This is a genomic window from Segatella copri (assembly GCF_003465495.1).
Classification (GTDB): Bacteria; Bacteroidota; Bacteroidia; order Bacteroidales; family Bacteroidaceae; genus Prevotella; species Prevotella copri_G.
In genome coordinates, this window is the sequence record NZ_QSAV01000030.1 from 25,918 (window position 1) to 47,728 (window position 21,811).

A 21,811-nucleotide genomic window follows, 5' to 3' on the forward strand; every position below is an offset into this window, starting at 1 on the left:
ATTGTTGATGTAAATCAAGAAAATCGGGCGTGCTGAATGTATCTAAAGCTATTTCTGCTGCAAAGCTATGATTTTTTAGTGAAACCGCCAAATAATATGAGGGAATATTTGGGCAAACCAACTTTTTTCTCTATCTTTGCATGAACAAACAGTTTGAATCTTATTTTATAAATATCATAAATGAATCAATTTACAAAGCTGATAGCAGCCCAGCTCAATCTGAAGGAGCAGGCTGTAGAAAATACTCTGGCGCTGCTCGAAGAGGGTTGCACCATTCCGTTTATCTCGCGATACCGCAAGGAGAAAACCGGTAATATGGACGAGGTAAACATTGAAGCCATCGCACAGGCTAACGAGAAACTCTCTGAGATGGCGAAGAGAAAGGAGACTATCCTCAAAACCATCGAGGAACAGGGAAAACTCTCGGATGAACTGAAAAAACGCATCGAACAGTGCTGGGATGCCACCGAACTGGAAGACATCTATCTTCCTTATAAGCCAAAGCGCCGCACCCGTGCACAGATAGCACGTGAGGCAGGCTTGGAACCTCTGGCACAGCTGCTCCTCTTCCAGCGTGAGCGCAATCCTGAACAGGCTGCCAGGAAGTTTGTGGGCGATAAGGTGAAGGATGTGGAGGCTGCTCTTCAGGGAGCCAAGGACATCATCGCCGAAACCGTAAGCGAGAATGAGCAGAGTCGCAATCAGATTCGCGGTGAGTTCAGACGCGGTGCCATCATCACTTCTAAGGTGGTAGCCAAGAAGAAGGATGAGGAAGAGGCGCAGCGCTTCTCCGACTATTTCGATTTCTCAGAACCATTGAAGAAATGTTCTTCGCACCGACTGCTGGCTATGCGTAGAGGCGAGGCGGCAGGATTCTTGCGTGTCAGCATCTCGGCTGATGATGAGCAGTGTCAGGATAAACTGAAGCGCCACTATGTACATGGTTTCGGTGAGTGCCAGACACTGGTGGGTGAAGCGGTGGATGATGCCTTTAAGCGACTGCTGAAGCCTAGCATTGAAACTGAATTTGCTGCGCTCAGCAAGCAGAAGGCGGATGAGGAGGCTATCGTCGTGTTCGCCGAAAACCTGCGCCAGCTCCTGTTGGCGGCTCCTCTCGGGCAGAAACGCGTAATGGCGGTTGACCCGGGTTTTGCCAATGGTTGCAAGACTTGCTGTCTCGATGCGCAGGGCAATCTGATTCATCATGAAATCGTTTATCCTCATCCTCCCCGCAACAGGAAGAGCGAGGCTACGGCTGCCATCCAGCGCATGGTTAAGATGTATCAGGTGGAGGCAATGGCTGTAGGTAACGGTACGGCAAGCCGCGAAACCAGCGACTGGCTGCATAGTATCGATTTCGTTCATCCGGTAGATATCTATGTGGTGAGCGAGGATGGCGCTTCTATCTATTCGGCTTCGAAGATTGCAAGAGATGAGTTCCCGGATGAGGATGTTACCGTGCGTGGTGCTGTGAGCATCGGACGAAGACTGATGGATCCGCTTGCAGAATTGGTGAAGATTGATCCGAAGAGCATCGGTGTGGGACAGTATCAGCATGATGTGGATCAGACTCAGCTGAAGAAGAGTCTGGATACAGTGGTGATGAGTTGTGTGAACTCGGTGGGTGTCAACCTGAATACCGCATCGCAGCATCTGCTGACCTATGTGAGCGGTTTGGGACCTACGCTTGCCAAGAATATCGTGGAATATCGCCGCGAGAATGGAGCCTTCGCTTCCCGTGCCCAGTTGAAGAAGGTGCCACGTCTGGGTCCTTCGGCCTTTGAGCAGTGTGCCGGCTTCCTCCGCATTCCAGGTGCTAAGAATCCTTTGGATAACAGTGCCGTTCATCCGGAGCGCTATGCGCTGGTAGAGCAGATGGCGAAAGATCAGGGCGTAACGGTGAAGCAGCTGGTAGAAGACAAGGCGCTGCAGAAGAAGATTGATATCCGGAAATATGTGAGTGCTGAGGTGGGTATGCCTACTTTGACCGATATCATGGCTGAGCTTGACAAGCCGGGCTTGGACCCTCGTGGTGAGGTAGAGAAGTTTGAGTTTGATGCCAGCATCAAGGAGATAGAGGATTTGCAGGTGGGCATGGTTGTGCCGGGCATTGTTACCAACATTACCAAGTTTGGTGCCTTTGTAGATATAGGTGTCCACAACGATGGTCTGGTTCATGTATCCCAGATGTCAAACCGTTATATTCAGGATCCTTCTGAGGTGGTAAAGCTTCATGAACATGTGATGGTGAGAGTGGCAGAAGTAGATTTGAAGCGCAAGCGCATCGCCTTGTCGATGAAGGGCGTGAAATAGAAAGGATATTCAGAATGAATCAGAATAATAATGGTGATGCTCTCTTGGCAGGGGGCATCACTAGAGATTGTATAGAGTCGGCATATTGCTTTATTCATCAGAAGCTCAGGGTTTTTGAATTTTCCACCAATCCTACGCAGCGTGATGATATAGAGTATGCCATCGCCCAGTATGTAGAGGGCATGAATCCGCAGCTCTATCTTCTTCTTTCGCAAGGCAGAACGGAATTTCTTCTAGACCATGTGAATTTTGAAAAAGATATGCGCGAGGCACAGGAAAAACTGGAGGGGATGATGTAGGTATCTCTCTCTGCTTTAGGAGAAGGATCTGACAAAAAGGTGTAAAAAGACAGGTAGTTATATTAAAAGAAAATGCTAAATAGTTATTATTAACTACTTAGCATTTTTTTTGTGCGCCTGATAGGACTCGAACCTACACGGCCTAAACCACTAGATCCTAAGTCTAGCGCGTCTACCAATTTCGCCACAAGCGCATTCTTGGATGCAAAGATACAATAATAATTTGAATAAAAAGAATAAAAATGAAAAAAATGATGGTTTTACTTGCTTTTTACGAGAAATAATGGTAATTTTGCAAACAGATACTGTTCTATTTTTATTTTGCAAAAAAACGAAGGCAGGACAGTAAGGACAGATAAAAACAATAATAACAGGAATATGAAAAAAGTATGGGTTATGATGCTGGCTACATTGATGGTTTCTTCCACGACGATGGCTGGAAATGTGAAGAAATCAACGACTCTTCCTATTTGGGGAGAGATCGTAAAGGCTTCTCATCCGATGATTCAGTATGTTGGGCGTGTGAGCTTTGCTAAGAATCCTGATGTAGCCAGTTTCAATTATCCGGGAACTACGATTGAGGCTAGTTTTCAAGGGTCTTCTCTGAAAATGCTGTGTCGCCCGAAGACTGGATATTTCATGGCGCAGATTGATGGTTGCGAACCTTTCAAAGTGGGCTTTAATGCCGAACGCGATTCGGTTGTAACCCTGGCTGCGGCTTTGCCAAAGGGGGTGCATCATGCTAAGGTGATGTATGTGATAGAAGGCTTGTTCCGCAAACCGGAATTCAGGGGATTCGTTCTTGATAAGGGATGTCAGCTCGTTGAGGCTCCGGCTCTCCCGGAACGGAAGATTGAATTTATCGGAAATTCAATCACCTGCGGTTATGGCGTAGAAAGTATCAACAGGTCTGATCCTTTTGAAGATGAAACGGAGAACCATTGGCTTACTTATGCCAATATCGTAAGTGACAGTCTGAAGGCTCAGCATACTTCAATCTCCCGCAGTGGTATCGGTGTATATCGTAATTATAATGGTCCGAAGACGGGTGATGCCGATAACATGTCTTGGCAATATGAATATACTTTATTTGACCAGCATGATGAAAAATGGGATTTTGCCAAGTATCAGCCTCAGTTAGTCTGTATCAATCTGGGTACGAACGATCTTTCTACCAAGAATTATGATATTCAACTCTACGAGAAAAATTATCGCATGTTTCTTAAAACGGTACGTAGCAAGTATCCTCATGCAAAGATTGTGATGTTGACAGGTCCGATGCTCGGCGAGAAGGAGAGTAGCAAGCAGCGAACAGTGCTTGATAGAATCTGTGCAGATGCCAATAAAACTGATAAGAATATTTACCGTTTCGATTTCAGTTTCCAGAAAGGAGATTTAGGTTATGGCGCCAGCTGGCATCCTAGTATGTTGCAGCATCGGAAGATGGCAGCAGAATTGCTTCCGTTCCTGAGAAAACTGATGAATTGGAATTAAATGAAATTGCATGTTTCCAAAACAAAATTATATGATAACAATGAACACAAAAAATCTATTATTGTTGGCATCTCTTACATTGGCGATGCCTCTGACAGCACAGACTCCGCAAGAGGATTTCAAGCGGGATATTACGCTTTCGGGTAGTAACTATGTAGCTTATCGTGGTCCTCAGAAGCAGTTGACTGCGGCTCCTAAGGGTTATAAGCCATTCTATCTGAGCCATTATGGCCGGCATGGTTCCCGCTATATGATAGGCAAGCAGGCTTATGATGTGCCTTATTTCTCTCTGCTCAAAGCGAAGCAGGAGGGCAAACTGACAGCTAAGGGCGAGGAAACGCTGGCTAAGGTGAAGATGATCCGTGAGGAGGCGAAGGGGCGCGATGGCGAACTGACTCCGCTCGGAGCTCTCCAGCATCAGGGTATTACCAGAAGAATGATGGAGCGATTCCCTGAGATTTTTGCCGGTAATACGAATATTGAGGCCCGAAGTACTTTGGTAATCCGATGCATCCTCTCTATGGAGAACGGTTTGCAGCAGATGCTTCGTATGAATCCGAAACTTCATATCTTCCATGATGCCAGTGAGCATGATATGTATTACATGAACCAGGGCGACAGATACCTGGATAGCTTGAAGCATAGCGTGGGTATCAAGGTGGCACAGCAGGAATTTGCACAGAAGCACGTTAGCTATAGCCGTGTGATGCAGGAACTGTTCAACGACCCTGCCTGGGTGAAGCAGAATATCAGCCAGAGTGACCTGAACAGAAAACTTTATGAGATGGCAAGCTCAATCCAAGGCACGGAACTGAGGGGCAAGGTTTCGCTCTATGACCTCTTTACGGAGGAGGAACTGTATCAGAACTGGCTGAATGCCAACATCTGGTGGCAGATGGCTTACGGCAACTCGCCTTATACGGGCAATGTGCAGCCATTCTCCCAGCGTAATCTCTTGAGAAACATCATTCAGAAGGCGGATAGCTGCATCGCCTTGCCGCATCCGGGCGCTACATTGAGATATGGACACGATACAATGGTTACTCCGCTTACCTGTTTGTTGGATTTGAATGGATATGGCGAAGAGATTAAGGATCCGGAGAAGATTGCTTCTCAATGGTGGGATTATAAGATTACCCCGATGGCTACGAATTTGCAGTTTGTTTTTTATAGAAACAAGGCGAATGATGTGCTGGTGAAGGTGCTTTTAAATGAAGATGAGGCTACTTTGCCTATCAAGAGCGATGTGGCACCTTATTACCATTGGAATGACTTTAAGGAATACTGCCTGAAAAAGCTGGCGGGGTATAAAAGGTAAAAATGAAGGCTACTGACTGCTGGGGGGACAGGCGATGGAATCGCCTGGAACGGGGGCAGGAGGGGGACTGGCTTCTTTTTTGCTGAACGCGAAATGCTGAAACGCTAAAGCGCGAAATGCAAATGGCTAGATAATAAAAAAGGGGCTTAAGCTTTTTGGGCTTAAGCTCCTTTTTTTATGATGGGCGCTTTTCTTGCTGCTTTTCTTGCTGCTTTTCTTGCGCTTTCTTTTTCGCTTTCTTAGCGCTTTTTATTGCTTCGATAACCAGTCTTTATCCTTCTGGTCTTCTTCGAAATCTTTTTCTGAGAAGAGGTTGGTCTGACCAGTCAGTTCGTCAATCACCTGTTGCTCGCTTTTGCCAGCATCCGGATCCAGGTTTTCACCTTCATTCTCTGAGTCAGAACCATCCGGTTCCTTATCATTATCCTCAGAAGGAGGTTCTGGGAATCGGGTTGGTTCCAGTTCCTCGATACTTTCAATCTTCCATGTCGTGAGGCGCTTACCCTTTGCCTTGAAACTCTTCTGCGCAATGAACTGTTCGGCATCGATTTCTTCGGCAGGACGGATGGCATCCACACCGCCATAAGTAACCTTGATGCGTGGATAAACCATATCGGTAAGCAAGATGAGCTTGCAGTTAGGGTTCTCACCCATGAAATTCTGATGGCGCTTGGTGGCATCCATCGTGAATCGCTTGATGTATGGATATCCCTGATTGTCGGCATCGTAAAGGATAGCCGTCCAGATCTTGTGCTCATCCCATTTCTCTAAGCGGATGATGTTATCCTCGTAGTGGTTGTTGGCATCGAAATTGGTGATGTAGAATTCACCGTTGTCGAGTACTACCAATATAGAATCATCATCATTGAATTCGCCCAGGAATCGTCCGTTCTCATCGTAGTTGATGCGGTTTACGTCTGGATCGAACCAAACCTTTCTGCCTCCTAACGTGCTGTGGCCGTGACTCTTCAGACCGATGCGGCGAATGGTGCGCTTGGTCAGGAGATTACCTTTGGCAGCACGTCCCTTGATCAGAATGTCAGAGAAATCCTTCTCCAGGAAGATGCTCTGGCGCTTCTTCGTCAGGTCGGGCTCCATCGTACACTTGATGATTTCTGCCTCTCCATTCGGATTGGCGGTGAAATAGATGACGCGGCTGCCAGGTGTACCCTGGGTGATGTCATACAATTTGTCGCGGGTCATGGCGGTTACGTTGAATCGCTTGATGAAGTAATCGCCTTGTTTGCCGTCGCGGTAAACACAGTTGTAGATGGTGCGCTTATCGTTCTTCTTGAATACCTGAACATGGAGGATATTCTTGCCAACGAATATTTTGTCGGCTACCTTGGTGACTTTAAACTTGCCATCCTTATAGAAGATGATGATGTCATCGAGGTCGGAGCAGTTGCATACGAATTCATCCTTCTTCAACCCTGTACCAACGAATCCTTCCTGACGGTTGATATAGAGTTTCTGGTTAGCCTCTACCACCTTGGTAACCTCAATGGTATCGAAGTTTCTGATTTCTGTTTTGCGAGGATGGTTCTTTCCATACTTGCCCTTGAGATATTCAAACCAGTTGATGGTTACATCAGTCATGTGAGCCAAGTCGTTCTCTATCTCAGCAAGTTCAGCCTTAATCTTCATCAGCAGTTCGTCTGCCTTATCCTTATTATATTTAAGGATTCGCTGCATCTTGATTTCCAGAAGTTTGAGAATGTCCTCGCGGGTAATTTCCCGATGGAAGGCATATTCTACCATACCCTTACCGTCTACTTCGGCAGTAAAGAGTTTGTCCTTGAATGGCTCGAGTTTTGAATCGATGAAGGCAACAACCTCATCCTGACTCTTACTCTGCTCAAACTTTCGCTCCTTGTAGATGCGTTCCTCGATGAAAATCCGTTCGAGAGAAGAGAAGAAGAGCTGCTCCTCCAATTCTCCCTTTCTGATCATCAGTTCCTTGCGCAGCAATCCCATAGTGCGGTCTACGCTGTGGCGCAACACATCGCTGATGGTGAGGAATACAGGCTTGTTGTCTTCGATGACACAGCAGTTGGGCGAGATATTAATTTCGCAATCGCTGAATGCGTAGAGTGCATCCATCGTTTTATCTGATGAGGTTCCTGGTGCCAGATGCACAAGAATCTCAACATTTGCCGAAGTAACGTCATCTACCTTGCGTGCTTTTATTTTACCCTTTTCTACCGCTTTGGTGATAGAATCGATGAGGCTGCCTGTAGTCTTGCTGAATGGTATCTCGCTGATAACGAGTGTCTTGTTGTCGAGCTTGTCTATCTTGGCTCTTACCTTCAATGCACCACCTCGCTGTCCATCATTGTATTTGCTTACATCGATGGCACCGCCTGTAGGGAAGTCGGGATAGAGTTGGAATGGCTCGCCCTTGAGATAGTGGACGGCAGCATCGCAAATCTCATTGAAATTATGTGGCAAAACCTTACTGCTCAATCCCACGGCAATACCCTCGGCACCTTGTGCCAGGAGCAGCGGGAATTTGGCAGGGAGCGTGATAGGCTCCTTGTTTCTGCCATCATAAGAGAGTTGCCAGTCGGTGGTTTTAGGATTGAAAACCACATCGAGAGCAAACTTAGAGAGGCGTGCCTCGATATATCGGGGAGCAGCAGCACGGTCGCCCGTAAGAATGTTTCCCCAGTTACCCTGCGTATCGATGAGCAGGTCTTTCTGTCCCATCTGTACCAAAGCATCTCCGATAGACGCATCACCATGAGGGTGAAACTGCATGGTATGTCCCACGATATTGGCAACCTTGTTGTATCTTCCGTCGTCCATGCGCTTCATAGAGTGGAGGATGCGTCGCTGTACCGGTTTCAAACCATCCTCAATATGAGGAACGGCACGCTCGAGGATTACATACGATGCATAGTCGAGGAACCAGTTCTGATACATTCCGCTGAGGTGATGTACAGCAGAAGCATCGAATCGGTTCACCGGCTTATAATCGGAATGTTCTTCGGTCGAAATCTCCTCGTTGGCATCTTCTGCAGCATCCTGTTCAGATTCAGTAGAAGAATTTTCCAAATTTGGTGATTTTTCCTCTTCAAGACCGTTTTTATCTTTAATTTCGTCGCTCATATATAGCTTTTAATACTTATTTTATTAATTTATGGCAAAAATACAACAATTTTTCGAGAAAAAAGAGTATCTTTGCCGAAAATTTGAAAAAAATAAGATTTAATCATGGCACAGGAAGATGTTTTTAAGAAAATTGTAAGCCATTGCAAGGAATATGGCTTCGTGTTCCCAAGTAGTGAAATTTATGATGGCTTGGCTGCCGTTTATGACTATGGTCAGAATGGTGTTGAGCTCAAAAACAATATCAAGCAGTACTGGTGGCAGAGTATGGTGTTGTTGCACGAGAACATTGTTGGTCTCGATGCAGCTATCTTCATGCACCCTACTGTATGGAAGGCATCCGGACACGTAGATGCTTTCAACGACCCATTGATTGATAACCGCGATTCAAAGAAGCGTTATCGTGCCGATGTGCTCATCGAGGATCACATGGCTAAGTATGAGGAGAAGATTGCCAAGGAGATTGCCAAGGCTAAGAAGCGCTTCGGCGACAGCTTCGATGAGGCTCAGTTCCGCGCTACCAATCCTCGCGTTCTGGAGAACCAGAAGAAGTTTGATGACCTCCATGCCCGCTATACTGAGGCTATGCAGGGACCTAACCTGGAGATGCTGAAGCAGATTATCGAGGATGAGGGTATTGTTTGCCCTATCAGCGGTACCAAGAACTGGACTGATGTCCGTCAGTTCAACCTGATGTTCTCTACCCAGATGGGTGCGGCAAGCGATGCTACAAGCAAGGTATATCTCCGTCCTGAGACTGCTCAGGGTATCTTCGTAGATTATCTGAGTGTTCAGAAGACCGGCCGTATGAAGTTGCCATTCGGTATCTGTCAGATTGGTAAGGCTTTCCGTAACGAGGTTGTTGCCCGTCAGTTCGTATTCCGTATGCGTGAGTTCGAGCAGATGGAGATGCAGTTCTTCTGCCAGCCTGGTACTGAGATGAAGTGGTTTGAATATTGGAAGAAGGTTCGTCTGGCTTGGCACGAGGCTCTCGGTATGGGTAATGAGAACTACCGTTACCACGATCACGAGAAGCTGGCTCACTATGCCAATGCTGCTACCGACATCGAGTTTAAGATGCCATTCGGCTTCAAGGAGGTAGAGGGTATCCACAGCCGTACCAATTTTGACCTTTCTCAGCACGAGAAGTACAGCGGCCGTTCTATCAAGTACTTCGATCCAGAGAAGAACGAGAGCTATGTACCTTACGATGTAGAGACATCTATCGGTGTAGACCGTATGTTCCTCAGCGTAATGTGCCACTCTTACTGCGAGGAGAAGCTGGAGAATGGCGAGACACGTGTTGTTTTGCGTTTGCCAGAGGCTTTGGCACCTGTTAAGTGTGCTGTGTTCCCATTGGATAAGAAGTATGGTTTGCCAGAGTTGGCTCACGAAATCGTTGACGAACTGAAGTTCCACTTCAATACTCACTATGGCGATCCTAAGGATTCTATCGGTAAGCGTTATCGCCGTCAGGATGCTATCGGTACTCCATTCTGTATCACCGTAGACCACGAGACTCCAAACGATCATAAGGTAACTCTGCGTTATCGTGATACCATGGAGCAGGAGCGCGTAGCTATCTCTGATCTTCGCAGCATCATCGAGGAGCGCGTAAGCATCACTAGCGTATTGAAGAAGCTTGGCAAGGAAATCAAGAACTTCTAATTAATCAAATATATCTAGATGAATCTTAAGAGTTTGAAATATTTCTTCTTCCTCATGATGGCAGTGATCACACTGTCATCATGTAGCGAAGATGATGATAATGTCTCGGAATATGCCAACTGGCAGGAGCGTAACGAGCAGGCTTTTGCCGATACATTGGCTTATGCCAGAAAGATGGGTGAAGCTAACGGCTGGTACGTTTATAAGAACTGGACGTTCGAAAACCAGACTCCGAACAAAGATCAGAATGGTAATTTAGTGACCCTTCCTTATAAGGATTGCGATAATATCATCGTTCATGTTCTGAAGAAGGGAGAGGGTACAACTTCTCCTATCCTTACCGATTCGGTACAGGTGAGCTATCGTGGCCGTTTCATTCCTACTGATAATTATAAGGAAGGTTACGTCTTCGACCAGAGTTTTACGGGTACTTTTGATGCTGCTACAGCTAATCCTATCCGTAGTGTGGCCGGTGGATTTATCGATGGCTTTACCACCGCATTGCTCAAGATGCATCCGGGCGACCATTGGCAGGTGTTCATTCCATACCAGCTGGCTTATGGCGAGAGCGGTAATTCTTCAATCCAAGGCTATTCAATGCTCCGTTTTGAGATGGTGCTCAAGAGTTATAAGAGAGCTTCTGGCAAGAAGTGGATTACTAAATAATAAGAATAAAGATTTAGAGAAAAGTATGTGCATATGTTTGAAATGATATATGCACATATTTTTTTGTATGAGCGATATACGAGAAATTAATTTATGCTTTATAGCAAGAAGACAGATTATTTGATGGAGTCGATTCGCCTGGGTAGGGAGATGGATCGGCGCGAGAAACTCAGTCTTATTGTAGGGTTGAGTATACCTTCTATGTTGGCTCAGATTTCTACGGTGATGATGTTCTTCATCGATGCTTCTATGGTGGGTCATCTGGGAGCAGAGGCTTCTGCCAGCATCGGATTGATAGAGTCAACTACCTGGCTTATTGGTAGTTTGCTCAGTGCAGCGGCTACCGGCTTTTCAGTACAGGTGGCTCATTTTATCGGAGCCAATGATTTTGCAAATGCCCGTCAGGTGTTTCGCCATGCGCTGATTTGCGGTGTGGCGTTCAGCATTTTTGTTTCTCTTCTCTGTGTCGGCATTCATTCTTATCTGCCTTATTGGCTGGGTGGAGGTGCCGATATTGCCACCAATTCCTCTCGCTATTTTCTGATATACGGTCTGGTACTGCCATTCGTTTTCCTTTATCATATATCCGAGATGATGCTGAAATCGGCGGGCAATATGCATACGCCTAGTGTGATGGCAGTATTGATCTGCATCTGCGATGTGATATTCAATTACCTGTTTATCTATATCCTGAAGTTGGGTGTTGTGGGGGCTGCCTTAGGAACGGCGATGGCTTATGTCTGCATCTCTCTGCCTAATCTTTATCTTGCAGGTTTCAAGAATAAGATACTGAATCTCCGTCAGGACCATGTCCGTTTCCGTTGGGTCAGGTCGTATGTTCATAATGCCTGTAAAATCAGCATTCCGATAGCCATACAGAACATATTGATGAGCGGGGCGCAGATAGTGAGTACCATGATTGTGGCACCTCTTGGCAATATAGCCATTGCTTCCCATTCTTTTGCTATTACGGCAGAGAGTCTTTGCTATATGCCGGGCTATGGTATTGGTGATGCGGCTACTACTCTGGTGGGACAGACGCATGGAGCAGGGCGAGTAGGTTTGTGCAAGAATTTTGCCTATATGACAGTAGGACTTGGAATGGCTGTGATGGCTGTGATGGGAGTGGTGATGTATGTCTTTGCTCCTGAGATGATTGGCGTTCTTTCTCCGGTAGAAAGTATCCGTGAGATGGGTACCATCTGTTTGCGCATCGAGGCTTTTGCTGAACCATTCTTTGCAGCTAGCATCGTGACCTATTGTGTTTGTGTAGGAGCGGGCGATACCAGAAAACCGGCGATGATCAATCTCGGTACCATGTGGCTGGTGCGCCTCACTCTGGCTTATGCTCTTTCCAAGAGCTATGGCTTGGAGGGAGTATGGATAGCGATGGCTATCGAACTCACATTCAGGGGAATCCTCTTCCTTATCCGCCTCTTCAGAGGTTCATGGATGAAGAGTTTTCATGTAGGTTAGGATTGGTTTTCTGCCTCCAATGTTAGTTTTAGGTTAAGATTTGCATACATCGCGAAGATATTCTCTAAAATGTTTGCAAATCTTTTTTATTTTTCTTAATTTTGCATCGCAGACAGTAACCATGTTGCTGGTTTTGTCGTTATATATAGGTGAACTTGTTAAGTAGCATGATATATATATATAATAAGGTATAAAGAAAGAATGATATAGAAAACAATAAATACATAAATAATTAAAATCAGATGAAACTAAGAAAGATTTTTGCAGCAGTTGTACTGTTCCTTTCTGCAGGTACAGCGATGGCACAGCAGATGCCAGCTATTCCGGTAGACAAGAATGTGAAGATAGGTCGTCTTGATAATGGATTGACTTACTACATTCGTCACAACAGTTATCCTGAGAATGTGGCCAGTTTCTACATCGCTCAGAAAGTGGGTTCTATCAATGAGAATGATGACCAGCGCGGTTTGGCTCACCTCTTGGAGCACCTTGCCTTCAATGGTACCGACCATTTCAAGGGCAACTCTCTGCAGGACTATCTGCAGAGCATCGGTGTACAGTATGGCCGTAATCTCAACGCCTATACAGCAGTAGAGAAGACCGTTTATTACTTCACAGATGTTCCTACTACCCGTACTACAGCCGTAGACTCCTGTATGCTTATCCTCAAGGACTGGAGTAATGGTATCAGTCTTACTGAAGATGCTATCGAGAGCGAGCGAGATGTGGTGCACAATGAGTACCGTATGCGCATTGTAGGGCAGCAGCGCATGATAGAGCGTTCACTTCCTAAGCTCTATCAGGGCGAAAAGTATGGCTACCGTTTCCCTATCGGTTTGATGAGCGTTATCGATGGTTGTAAGCCAGAAACTCTCCGTGCTTACTACCGCAAATGGTATCGTCCAGACAATCAGGCTATTATCATCGTAGGTGATGTAGATGTAAATCATATCGAAGCAAAGATTAAGGAACTCTTCTCTGGTATCAAGGTACCTAAGAATGCCGCTAAGATAGAGAAGGTAGAAGTATCTGATAATGATTCAGCCATCTATGTTATCGACAAGGATAAGGAGCAGCAGGTTGATCTCTTCCAGGTTTATATGAAGCACAATGCTGTGCCAGATTCTCTGAAGGGCAATATGAGCTATCTCCTGAAGGGATACATGGATAACGTGATTTCCTCTATGATTGCTGCCCGTTATGCTGAGAAGGCATTGGAGCCAGACTGTCCATATCTTCAGGCAAATGCCGGTGATGGTTCATACCTGATTTCAAGCACTAAGGATGCTTTCACCCTTACCGGTGTTGCTAAGCCAGGAAAGATTAAGGAGGCTTATGCTGCTGTTCTCCGCGAGGCACAGCGTATGCACGAGTTCGGTTTCACAGCTACAGAGTATCAGCGTGCCAAGGATGAATTCATGAGCCTTGTTGACAAGGCTCTTGCCAACAAGGATAAGATGAAGAACGAGCAGTTTACCACCCAGTATGTGGATAACTTCATTTCTAACGAGCCTATTCCGTCAGTAGAAGAGGAGAGCCAGATCTGGAAGATGGTAGTTCCAAACTTGCCTCTTGAGGTTATCAACAGCTATGCCAAGCAGTTGGTTTGCCAGAGCGATACTAACCTTGTATCATTGGTAATGATGCGCGAGCAGGCTGGTGCCGTTTATCCTACCGAGCAGGAACTCTCTGCCATCGTAAAGCAGGTACGTGCTGAAAAGCTCGAGGCTTATGTGGATAATGTTAAGCAGGAACCTCTCATCGCTCAGGCTCCTAAGGCTGGTAAGATTAAGAAGACTGTTGAGAACAAGAAGTTGGGCTTCAAGGAGTTGACTCTTTCTAATGGCGCTAAGGTGGTATTGAAGAAGACCGATTTCAAGGACAATGAGATTGCTTTCGCAGCTTCAGCCAATGTGGGCTATTCTACTTTCGGCAAGGAAGACTTCCTGAATGCTGCATTTGCAGCAGATGTGCTCGATGCTAGTGGTCTTGGCGATTTCTCAAGCAATGATCTTGATAAGGCTTTGGCAGGTAAGCAGGTTGGCGTTTCGTTCAGCTTGAGTCCTTTCAATCATGGTTTGAAGGGTAATTCTACTCCTAAGGACATCGAAACCCTGATGCAGCTCATCTATCTCAAGATGACCGCAGTAAGCAAGGACCAGAAGAGCTTCGACAATATGAAGAGCATGATGGCTACTGTTCTTGCCAACAAGAGCAACAACCCAAGCCTCGTATATCAGGATTCTGTTCAGAGCACCCTCTATTTGGGTAGCAAACTTGCCCGTGTGCCAGAGGCAAGCGATATAAAGGATATCAACTACGACCGTATCCTGGAGATTGGTAAGCAGTTCTACGGCAATGCCAAGGACTTCACCTTCTATTTCGTAGGTAACTATGATGAGAAGACTCTCCTCCCACTCATCGAGCAGTATATCGCCAGTCTGCCAAACAATGGCTTCAAGCTGAAGAACAAGCAGATTCCTTATGCTAATGGTAAGGTAAGCAATGTCTTTACCAAGGCAATGGAGAACCCACAGAACCAGGCAACAGAGATCTGGTATACCAAGGCTCCATTCACCTTGCAGTATATGGTTCTTGCTGATGTTTCAGCCCGCCTTTTGGAGATGAAGTATTTGCGTACTATCCGTGAGGAACTCAGTGCTGCTTATCATGCAGGTGCAAACTATGGTTTGCTTCGCGATTATGATAACAAGGCTGCTATCTCTATTTCTGCCGTGGCTCAGTTGAACCCAGAGAAGTCGGATATCGCTATTCCTTACTTCTTCAAGGGTATGGACGAGACCATCGCCCAGCCAAATGCAGAAGACCTCCAGAAGGTAAAGGAGATTCTCCTGAAGCAGGCTGCTGTTAGCGAAAAAACCAATGGTTATTGGCTTGGTGCGTTGAGCACATACGAGCGTATGGGTGTTGATACTCATAGCGATTACAAGGAGATGGTGAAGAATCTGAAGGCATCTGAGATTTCAGACTTCCTGAAGAATGTCATCTTGAAGAGTGGTAATCACTTCGAGATCATCATGAAGGCAGTGAAGAACGAGAAGTAAAATCTCGGACTTGATATAATAAACTTGAATAATAAACGAAAAAATCCCGTTGTACAAGCCAGATGGCTGACAACGGGATTTTTACGTTTTTTTCTTTTCCCAAAATTTTTGAAACTCATCATTTAAGAGTCGTTTCGAAAATCTCTCTTTAAAAAGAAAGGATGCGTCTTTATATTGTATAAGAGCATCATCTTCCCTCCTTTACGTCATGTTTCCGAAGAGTATTAACCTCTTCTCTTTGCCTTAGAGGCAAGAGCCTCGCGGCGATCCTGAAGAATCTGTTGGCATCTATCGATAGCCTGATTCTGATTTTCTGAATTTACCTTAATTAAATCATTCATAACCTATTGATATTTGTTAACCGCTTGCAAAGATAGGGGTTTTCTACCTATTTCTAGGTACAAAATGCATGAAAATACGTGTTTTATTCGTTATTTTTTGATTTATGTCAAAAAAATGTGCAATCGTTTGAACAATTCCCCCCCCCTAGAATGATAATTGGTATTTCCTGAACGATTTTTTCATAGTCTTTTAAACGAATTGTCATAGTATTCGTCTATAATAACGTAGAAAGAGCAGAAATGCTGAGTTTTTAGGGAGATTCATACCGTGAAATAGGGATTTTTCTTATCGTATTCCCGATTTTTTTGCGAACTTTGCACCCGAAAGAACAATAGAAAGTATTGGGTATATATAAATAAGAGTGATAAAATAAATATATAGAAAGCAATGAAAAAGGTATTTCTTTTGGCTGCCCTCGTGCTCGCATGCACAGCTGGCAGCAACGCAAGCGCTATGAACGAGGCAGCGCTCAATGCCTCAATGTCTGAGATGATGCCGGTTAAGAAAACGACTAAGAAGACAACAAAGAAGACTTCAAAGAAGACTACGACCAAGAAGACTTCTACAAAGAAAACAACTTCTGCTACATCTAACACAACAGCAGCAACAACTACAACTTCTGCAACAACAACTGCTGCAACAACCAGCAATGCCGTCGCTTCTACCAGTGCAACCAGCAATGCAGGCTCAGCCGTTGCAGGTATCTTGAGTGCTGTACTGGGCGGAAACTCTAACAGCAGCAGTTCTGCAGGTAGCAGTATTATCAATGGCATTCTGAATAATGTAATCGGTTCAGGTACCTTCAGTAAGCAGGATCTCTGTGCCCATACCTGGAAGTACAGCAAGCCGGGATGCGCCTTTACCTCTGAGAATCTCCTGGCACAGGCTGGCGGTGAGATTGCTGCCAACAAGGTAGAGGAGAAGTTGAGTGAGTATTACAGCAAGTTTGGCTTCAGTAGTTCAAACACCTATTTCACCTTCAAAACTGATGGAACTTTCGCTGCCAAGATAGATGGCAAGTCATGGCAGGGCAATTATACTTTTGATGAGAAGACTCACGCCATTCAGATGAAGGGATTAATCTTGAGTATGTCGGGTTATGCTACGAAGACTGCCAATGGCATCAGCCTGCTCTTCGACCAGAAGAAGTTGCTCAACCTCATCAAGACCATCGGTTCCCTCAAGGGTAATTCTACGCTCAGCGCTATCGGTACTATCGCCAATAATTACGATGGTATGCGTGTAGGTTTCGAGATGACTAAGTAATCCTGAAGGATAGAATCCATAACTGAGCCTTCTGTTGGAGTGGGCTCAGTAGATGATAATCGCCCTGTAAGAAGTAAAGCATCTTTCAAGCTATGCTTTGCTCTTTACAGGGCGATTTTTATTGTTTATTTCACGCTCAGTTTCATTGTCTTTACATCCTTGCTGTTGGTTCCTATCATAATCTGGAAGTCGCCTGGTTCTATCACGTGCTTCAGATCTGCGTTGTAGAACTTGAGCATATCTGGGGTGATATCAAAGCTTACCTCCTTGCTTTCACCTACTGCCAGATGGATGCGCTGGAAGCCTTTCAGTTCCTTTACAGGGCGGGAGATGCTGGCTACCATGTCACGGATGTAGAGCTGCACAATCTCGTCGGCATCGCGGGAGCCGTTGTTCTTAACGGTGACGCTAGCTGTAATCTTCTTGCCATCCTGCCATTCGGTAGCCTCCTCATTGCTGATGCCGGCCTCCTGGCTGCTCAGGCGGAAGTTGCTGTACGAAAAGTAGGTGTAGCTCAAACCGTAACCGAAAGGATAGAGCGGACCATTGCTTACATCCAGACAGTTGCTGGCAAACTTGGCAAACTTCTCATTATCGTCTGCTACAGGGCGTCCGGTGTTCTGATGGTTGTAGTAGAGAGGCTCCTGACCGGTAGTCTTAGGCATCGAAGTGGTGAGCTTACCCGATGGCGATTTGTCGCCAAAGATGACATCGCAGAGTGCATCGCCCATCTCTGAACCTCCAAACCATACATTCATGATGGCTGGTACATGGGCTTTCTCCCAAGTAAGAACCGTAGGACGGCCCGCAAAGTTGAGGAGCACTACAGGCTTGCCCGTCTTCAGGAGTTCGGCAAGCAGTTCGCGCTGTACGTCCGGCATCTCCAGGTTGGTACGGCTACCGCATTCGCCGCTCATCTCGGCACTTTCGCCCATAGCACATATAATAACATCTGCCTCTTTAGCTATCTTCAGCGCTTCGGCCTTCATCTCAGCCTCGTTGCCCCAGTTGATTGGCTTGCCGAATTCGCCGTTTTGCTGCAGTTCCTTATTGCGCCAGATATTGCTTCCCTGGGCATATAATAAGGTGGCTTTTCCGGCAAGTGCATGCTCCATTGCCTCCTTGATGGTGGTATATTTAGATGGCTCCTGAGCCACGCTCCATGTACCGGCTATGTTGTTTCGGGTGTCGGCAAGCGGACCTATCAGGGCTATCTTTCCTTCCTTCTTCAGTGGCAGGATATTGCCTTCGTTCTTCAGAAGCACGAAGGTCTCTGCTGCTACATCGCGGGCTGCCTGACGGTTCTCAGCGGTATAAATCTCGCTCTTGCTGCGCTTGGTGTTGCAGTAGCGGTAAGGGTCGCTGAACAGGCCCAGTTTATATTTCGCTTCCAGAATGCGGCGACAGGCGATATTCACATCCTCCTCGCTCACCTTTCCTTCTGCTATGCTCTTAGTCAGATGCTTTACGAAGGCATTGGAACACATGTCCATATCGGTACCCGCCTTCAGCGCCTGTTCTGAAGCCTCCTGGATGTCTTTTGCCGTTCCGTGCTGCAGAATCTCGGCGATAGAAGCGTAATCGGTAACTACGAAACCGTTGAATCCCCACTGTTTTCTCAAGACATTGGTCATCATCCATTTGTTGGCTGTAGCAGGTATGTAGTCGATGAGATTGAATGAAGACATCACGCTGCCTACGCCAGCCTTCACCACTGCCTCGTAAGGTGGCAGATACTGGTTCATCATGCGCACGCGGCTCATATCTACCGTGTTATATTCCTTACCGCTCTCAACGCCTCCGTACAGGGCAAAATGCTTCAGGCAGGCCATGATGCGGTTGGCTCTCAGAATCTCTTCTGTGCGCATATCCACGCCCTGGTAGCCCTGAGTCATCGCTGCTCCCATCACGCCGCTCAGATAAGGATCCTCGCCATTTCCTTCGCTTATTCGTCCCCAGCGGGCATCGAGTGCAATGTCTACCATAGGAGAGAATGTCCAGTTGATGCCGTCGGCACTTGCTTCCTTGGCCGATACTTCGCCTACCTTCTTCATCGCCTCGGTATCCCATGAGCAGGAGAGGGCGAGAGGGATGGGGAACATCGTTTCGTAACCATGAATCACGTCCATACCTACGAGCAGCGGAATGCCCAGACGGCTGTTCTTGATGGCGATTTCCTGCAGAGCCTTGATCTTGTTGAGCCCTTTGATATTGAAAACTCCGCCCATGTTGCCCTGGGCGATATCGCTGCCTACCTGAGTATCAAGTGCGCCGCCGGTGGTGATGTCGCCAGCTACCATCAGGTTCAGCTGACCAATCTTCTCCTGTAGTGTCATCTTCGCCATCAGTTGGTCGATATACTCCTTCATGGGTAGAATCTTGCCTTTCTTGGTTGTGGCAGTTACTTTTTTCTTAGGGGCTGCGGTATGGGCGAAAGCAGGTGCTGCCATAGAACCAGCCAAAAGAAACGTGAGTGATAAAAGTGCTGTTCTCATTGTTTATTATGTTAATTGTTATTTTTATGTTTATCTTCTGCAAAGATAATAAAAAAGATGATACGATGCGCGATAGAAATGTTAAAATGTGGATGAACTTTTCTTTTTTAGATAGAAATGTATCTGATAATGAGATGGATAAGAAAAATGAAGAATATATAAAAAGTGGATGCGGCATAGGCGAAAAATGCGAAGAAATCTACATTTCTTCTATATTTGATTTGTCGTTTCCGATTTTTTTATTACTTTTGCACATGAAACCTCATGAAAATAAATCAATCTTAAACGGAATCAAGTTGATGTATCGCGTAAATGAATTATGGGGAAAGGCATTCTTCTTCCTGCTCTTTGTCTTGATGCCTCTTTCTCTTGCAGCAAAAACAACAGATAATATAGAGCAGCTTTTTCAGAGTCTGGACAACGCCATTGCCCATTCGGCTGATTATGTGAAGGTACGTGAAGCCCGAATTCGCGATTGGGAGCAGAAGCTGAAGACCGCCAGGCGCCTAAGCAGTAAGTATGATGCCTGCTTTGCGCTCTTTGAGGAATACCGCTCCTACAAGAACGACATGGCGCTGAAATACATCAACCTGTGTATGGAACTTGCCTTCAGAATGGGCGATAAAAAGAAGGTGGGAAATGCCAAGGCGCTGCTTGCTTTCCAGGAATCTACCACGGGCGATTATGCCGAATCGTACGACCTGCTGAAGTCTGTCAATATCGCTGATCTTGATGCTGAGGGCAAACGCAACTACCTCTGGGCTTGCCAGCACCTGTATGGCGAGATGGCATATTATTCCAACGTTCCTTCCTTGAAGAAATATTATGCCGGCAAGCGTAATGCCTATCAGGCTGCAATAGACAGCACATTCAGCCATGATGATGACCTTTATCTGCAGATGCAGGAGGTGAGGGCACGCGATGCAGGCAATATGAAGGAGGCTTTGCGATTGAGCGATAAGCGGCTGTCGATGACGAAACCGGGCACCCATCAGTATGCCATTGTACAGTTTTATCGCGGCTTGACCTACAATCAGTTTGGCGATGAAGAGCAGTTTCTCAGCTGCCTCTTGCGTTCTGCTATCTGCGATGTCCAGTTGGCTGTGATGGACCAGGGGTCGCTCTGGGAACTCGCCAATCTGCTCAATGCCGAACCGGGCGAGCAGAAGCGCTCTCATGAGTATATCAAGTTTGCCTGGAAGTCGGCTACCGTTTTCAATACGCCTATCCGCAGCCGCCAGATCATGCCTGTGCTCACGCAGATTGAGGAGGGCTATCAGAAAGAGCTTTCTTCGAGCAACCAGCATCTGCGGCTCATGGTAGCGTGTTCAGCCTTGCTTCTCTTTGTGGTTATGCTCTTGCTCTACTATGTCAACAAGCAGCGCAAGCGCATTGCTGCGGCCCATCATAAGCTGAAGGAAACCAACCATGCCTTGCAGTTGGCAAATGAGCGTCTTAACGAGATGAACCAGTCGCTCAACGAGATGAACCAGTCACTCAATGAGAGTAACAAGATGAAGGAAGTATATATTGGTCGATTCCTGCGCCTTTGTGCCATCTATGTCGACAAGATAGAGACCATGCGCAAGCGAGTAGTGAAACTGGTGAAGGCTAGAGAACTCAACAAGTTGCTGGAGCAGATGCAGGCTGGCGAGGCCTACATGGGCGAGCTGTATGAGTATTTCGATTCCGCCTTCCTGAAGCTCTTCCCTGACTTTGTTGAGAAGTTCAATGCTCTCTTGAAGCCTGAAGAGCGTATCGTGCTCGAAGATGACAGCCGTCTTTCTACCACCCTCCGCATCTTTGCCCTTATCCGTCTGGGCATCGAGGACAGTTCTAAGATTGCCGAGTTCCTTCACTATTCTGTGAACACTATCTATAATTATCGCGCCAAAATCAAGAATAGTGCCATCTGTGACAGGGAAGAGTTCGAGCAGCGCGTGAGCAGATTGGCATGAAATAAGCCTTTCTGGGCGTGATGGGTGAAATGTGCTGCAAAGGTACAACATATTTCTGTTACTGCCAAAAATCGCGCTGCAGAGTCCTGTTAAACGGATTTAACACTCGCGTTTTCCCGAGCCAATAAAGCCTACTCATAGTTTTAGCAGGAGAGAAACTATGAGTAGGCGAGCAGATATCAATAAGTTTTACCGGAAGAGAAGATAGGTTTGCTGATGGACGTATTGGTTTTCATCAGGTAGACCTAATCGTTACAGTGTGACAGTTGTGACAGTTGTGACAGTTTTCAGGGGTACCCCTCCCTTTTTCTCTATTTAGAGGTTACTTATATATTTATAT

General features: G+C 46.2%; 12 protein-coding genes and 1 tRNA gene. 10 read left to right on the plus strand and 3 right to left on the minus strand.

Going from position 1 to position 21,811, the window contains the following annotated elements; all coding sequences use genetic code 11:
* The first annotated feature begins 180 nt into the window (after nucleotides 1-180).
* Nucleotides 181-2,313, plus strand: a complete 2,133-nt coding sequence (locus tag DWV53_RS09940; protein ID WP_117693382.1) for a Tex family protein — start codon at nucleotides 181-183, stop codon at nucleotides 2,311-2,313.
* A gap of 14 nt (nucleotides 2,314-2,327) precedes the next feature.
* Nucleotides 2,328-2,612 carry a hypothetical protein gene (locus tag DWV53_RS09945; RefSeq protein ID WP_006848511.1) on the plus strand — a complete coding sequence of 95 codons (285 nt, stop codon included), beginning with the start codon at nucleotides 2,328-2,330 and terminating at the stop codon, nucleotides 2,610-2,612.
* Between the two features lie 112 nt (nucleotides 2,613-2,724).
* Here DWV53_RS09945 and DWV53_RS09950 read toward each other — a convergent pair.
* Nucleotides 2,725-2,806, minus strand: a tRNA-Leu gene (locus DWV53_RS09950).
* A 184-nt stretch (nucleotides 2,807-2,990) separates the two neighbouring features.
* Here DWV53_RS09950 and DWV53_RS09955 point away from each other — a divergent pair.
* The gene (locus DWV53_RS09955) at nucleotides 2,991-4,106 is read left to right on the plus strand and encodes an SGNH/GDSL hydrolase family protein (protein ID WP_118153306.1); all 1,116 of its coding nucleotides are present in this window, start codon (nucleotides 2,991-2,993) and stop codon (nucleotides 4,104-4,106) included.
* A gap of 40 nt (nucleotides 4,107-4,146) precedes the next feature.
* Nucleotides 4,147-5,424, plus strand: a complete 1,278-nt coding sequence (locus DWV53_RS09960; protein ID WP_118153309.1) for a histidine-type phosphatase — start codon at nucleotides 4,147-4,149, stop codon at nucleotides 5,422-5,424.
* A 249-nt stretch (nucleotides 5,425-5,673) separates the two neighbouring features.
* Here the strand turns inward: DWV53_RS09960 and DWV53_RS09965 are convergent, their stop codons facing one another.
* The gene (locus DWV53_RS09965) at nucleotides 5,674-8,535 is read right to left on the minus strand and encodes a DNA gyrase/topoisomerase IV subunit A (RefSeq protein ID WP_259318960.1); all 2,862 of its coding nucleotides are present in this window, start codon (nucleotides 8,533-8,535) and stop codon (nucleotides 5,674-5,676) included.
* A gap of 105 nt (nucleotides 8,536-8,640) precedes the next feature.
* Between DWV53_RS09965 and DWV53_RS09970 the strand changes: the two genes are divergently transcribed.
* The 5 genes from DWV53_RS09970 (at nucleotide 8,641) to DWV53_RS09990 (ending at nucleotide 17,018) form a co-directional block, all read left to right on the plus strand.
* Complete coding sequence (locus tag DWV53_RS09970) at nucleotides 8,641-10,203, plus strand: glycine--tRNA ligase (RefSeq protein ID WP_006848488.1); 1,563 nt, start codon at nucleotides 8,641-8,643, stop codon at nucleotides 10,201-10,203.
* Between the two features lie 18 nt (nucleotides 10,204-10,221).
* Nucleotides 10,222-10,869 (plus strand): FKBP-type peptidyl-prolyl cis-trans isomerase, encoded by a 648-nt coding sequence (locus tag DWV53_RS09975; RefSeq protein ID WP_118153312.1) that lies wholly within the window; start codon nucleotides 10,222-10,224, stop codon nucleotides 10,867-10,869.
* A 93-nt stretch (nucleotides 10,870-10,962) separates the two neighbouring features.
* The gene (locus tag DWV53_RS09980) at nucleotides 10,963-12,345 is read left to right on the plus strand and encodes an MATE family efflux transporter (protein WP_118153315.1); all 1,383 of its coding nucleotides are present in this window, start codon (nucleotides 10,963-10,965) and stop codon (nucleotides 12,343-12,345) included.
* Nucleotides 12,346-12,587: 242 nt separating this feature from the next.
* Complete coding sequence (locus tag DWV53_RS09985) at nucleotides 12,588-15,410, plus strand: M16 family metallopeptidase (RefSeq protein WP_118153318.1); 2,823 nt, start codon at nucleotides 12,588-12,590, stop codon at nucleotides 15,408-15,410.
* A gap of 729 nt (nucleotides 15,411-16,139) precedes the next feature.
* The gene (locus DWV53_RS09990; RefSeq protein WP_118153321.1) at nucleotides 16,140-17,018 is read left to right on the plus strand and encodes a DUF4923 family protein; all 879 of its coding nucleotides are present in this window, start codon (nucleotides 16,140-16,142) and stop codon (nucleotides 17,016-17,018) included.
* A gap of 125 nt (nucleotides 17,019-17,143) precedes the next feature.
* On the opposite strand, the gene bglX is transcribed toward DWV53_RS09990, so the two are convergent.
* Entirely contained in the window at nucleotides 17,144-19,513 is a 2,370-nt protein-coding gene (bglX, locus tag DWV53_RS09995; protein WP_118153324.1) for a beta-glucosidase BglX, read from the minus strand.
* A gap of 299 nt (nucleotides 19,514-19,812) precedes the next feature.
* Here bglX and DWV53_RS10000 point away from each other — a divergent pair, with 299 nt between their 5' ends.
* Nucleotides 19,813-21,471 (plus strand): DUF6377 domain-containing protein, encoded by a 1,659-nt coding sequence (locus DWV53_RS10000; protein ID WP_118153327.1) that lies wholly within the window; start codon nucleotides 19,813-19,815, stop codon nucleotides 21,469-21,471.
* Nucleotides 21,472-21,811: the final 340 nt, after the last annotated feature.

Bases quoted from the DNA above. Each gene is read 5' to 3' on its own strand.
- bglX (WP_118153324.1), bottom strand. From the start codon at position 19,513: ATGAGAACAGCACTTTTATCACTCACGTTTCTTTTGGCTGGTTCTATG.
- DWV53_RS09955 (WP_118153306.1), top strand. From the start codon at position 2,991: ATGAAAAAAGTATGGGTTATGATGCTGGCTACATTGATGGTTTCTTCC.
- DWV53_RS09960 (WP_118153309.1), top strand. From the start codon at position 4,147: ATGAACACAAAAAATCTATTATTGTTGGCATCTCTTACATTGGCGATG.
- DWV53_RS09990 (WP_118153321.1), top strand. From the start codon at position 16,140: ATGAAAAAGGTATTTCTTTTGGCTGCCCTCGTGCTCGCATGCACAGCT.
- DWV53_RS09975 (WP_118153312.1), top strand. From the start codon at position 10,222: ATGAATCTTAAGAGTTTGAAATATTTCTTCTTCCTCATGATGGCAGTG.
- DWV53_RS09965 (WP_259318960.1), bottom strand. From the start codon at position 8,535: ATGAGCGACGAAATTAAAGATAAAAACGGTCTTGAAGAGGAAAAATCA.
- DWV53_RS09980 (WP_118153315.1), top strand. From the start codon at position 10,963: ATGCTTTATAGCAAGAAGACAGATTATTTGATGGAGTCGATTCGCCTG.
- DWV53_RS09940 (WP_117693382.1), top strand. From the start codon at position 181: ATGAATCAATTTACAAAGCTGATAGCAGCCCAGCTCAATCTGAAGGAG.
- DWV53_RS09945 (WP_006848511.1), top strand. From the start codon at position 2,328: ATGAATCAGAATAATAATGGTGATGCTCTCTTGGCAGGGGGCATCACT.
- DWV53_RS09985 (WP_118153318.1), top strand. From the start codon at position 12,588: ATGAAACTAAGAAAGATTTTTGCAGCAGTTGTACTGTTCCTTTCTGCA.
- DWV53_RS10000 (WP_118153327.1), top strand. From the start codon at position 19,813: ATGTATCGCGTAAATGAATTATGGGGAAAGGCATTCTTCTTCCTGCTC.
- DWV53_RS09970 (WP_006848488.1), top strand. From the start codon at position 8,641: ATGGCACAGGAAGATGTTTTTAAGAAAATTGTAAGCCATTGCAAGGAA.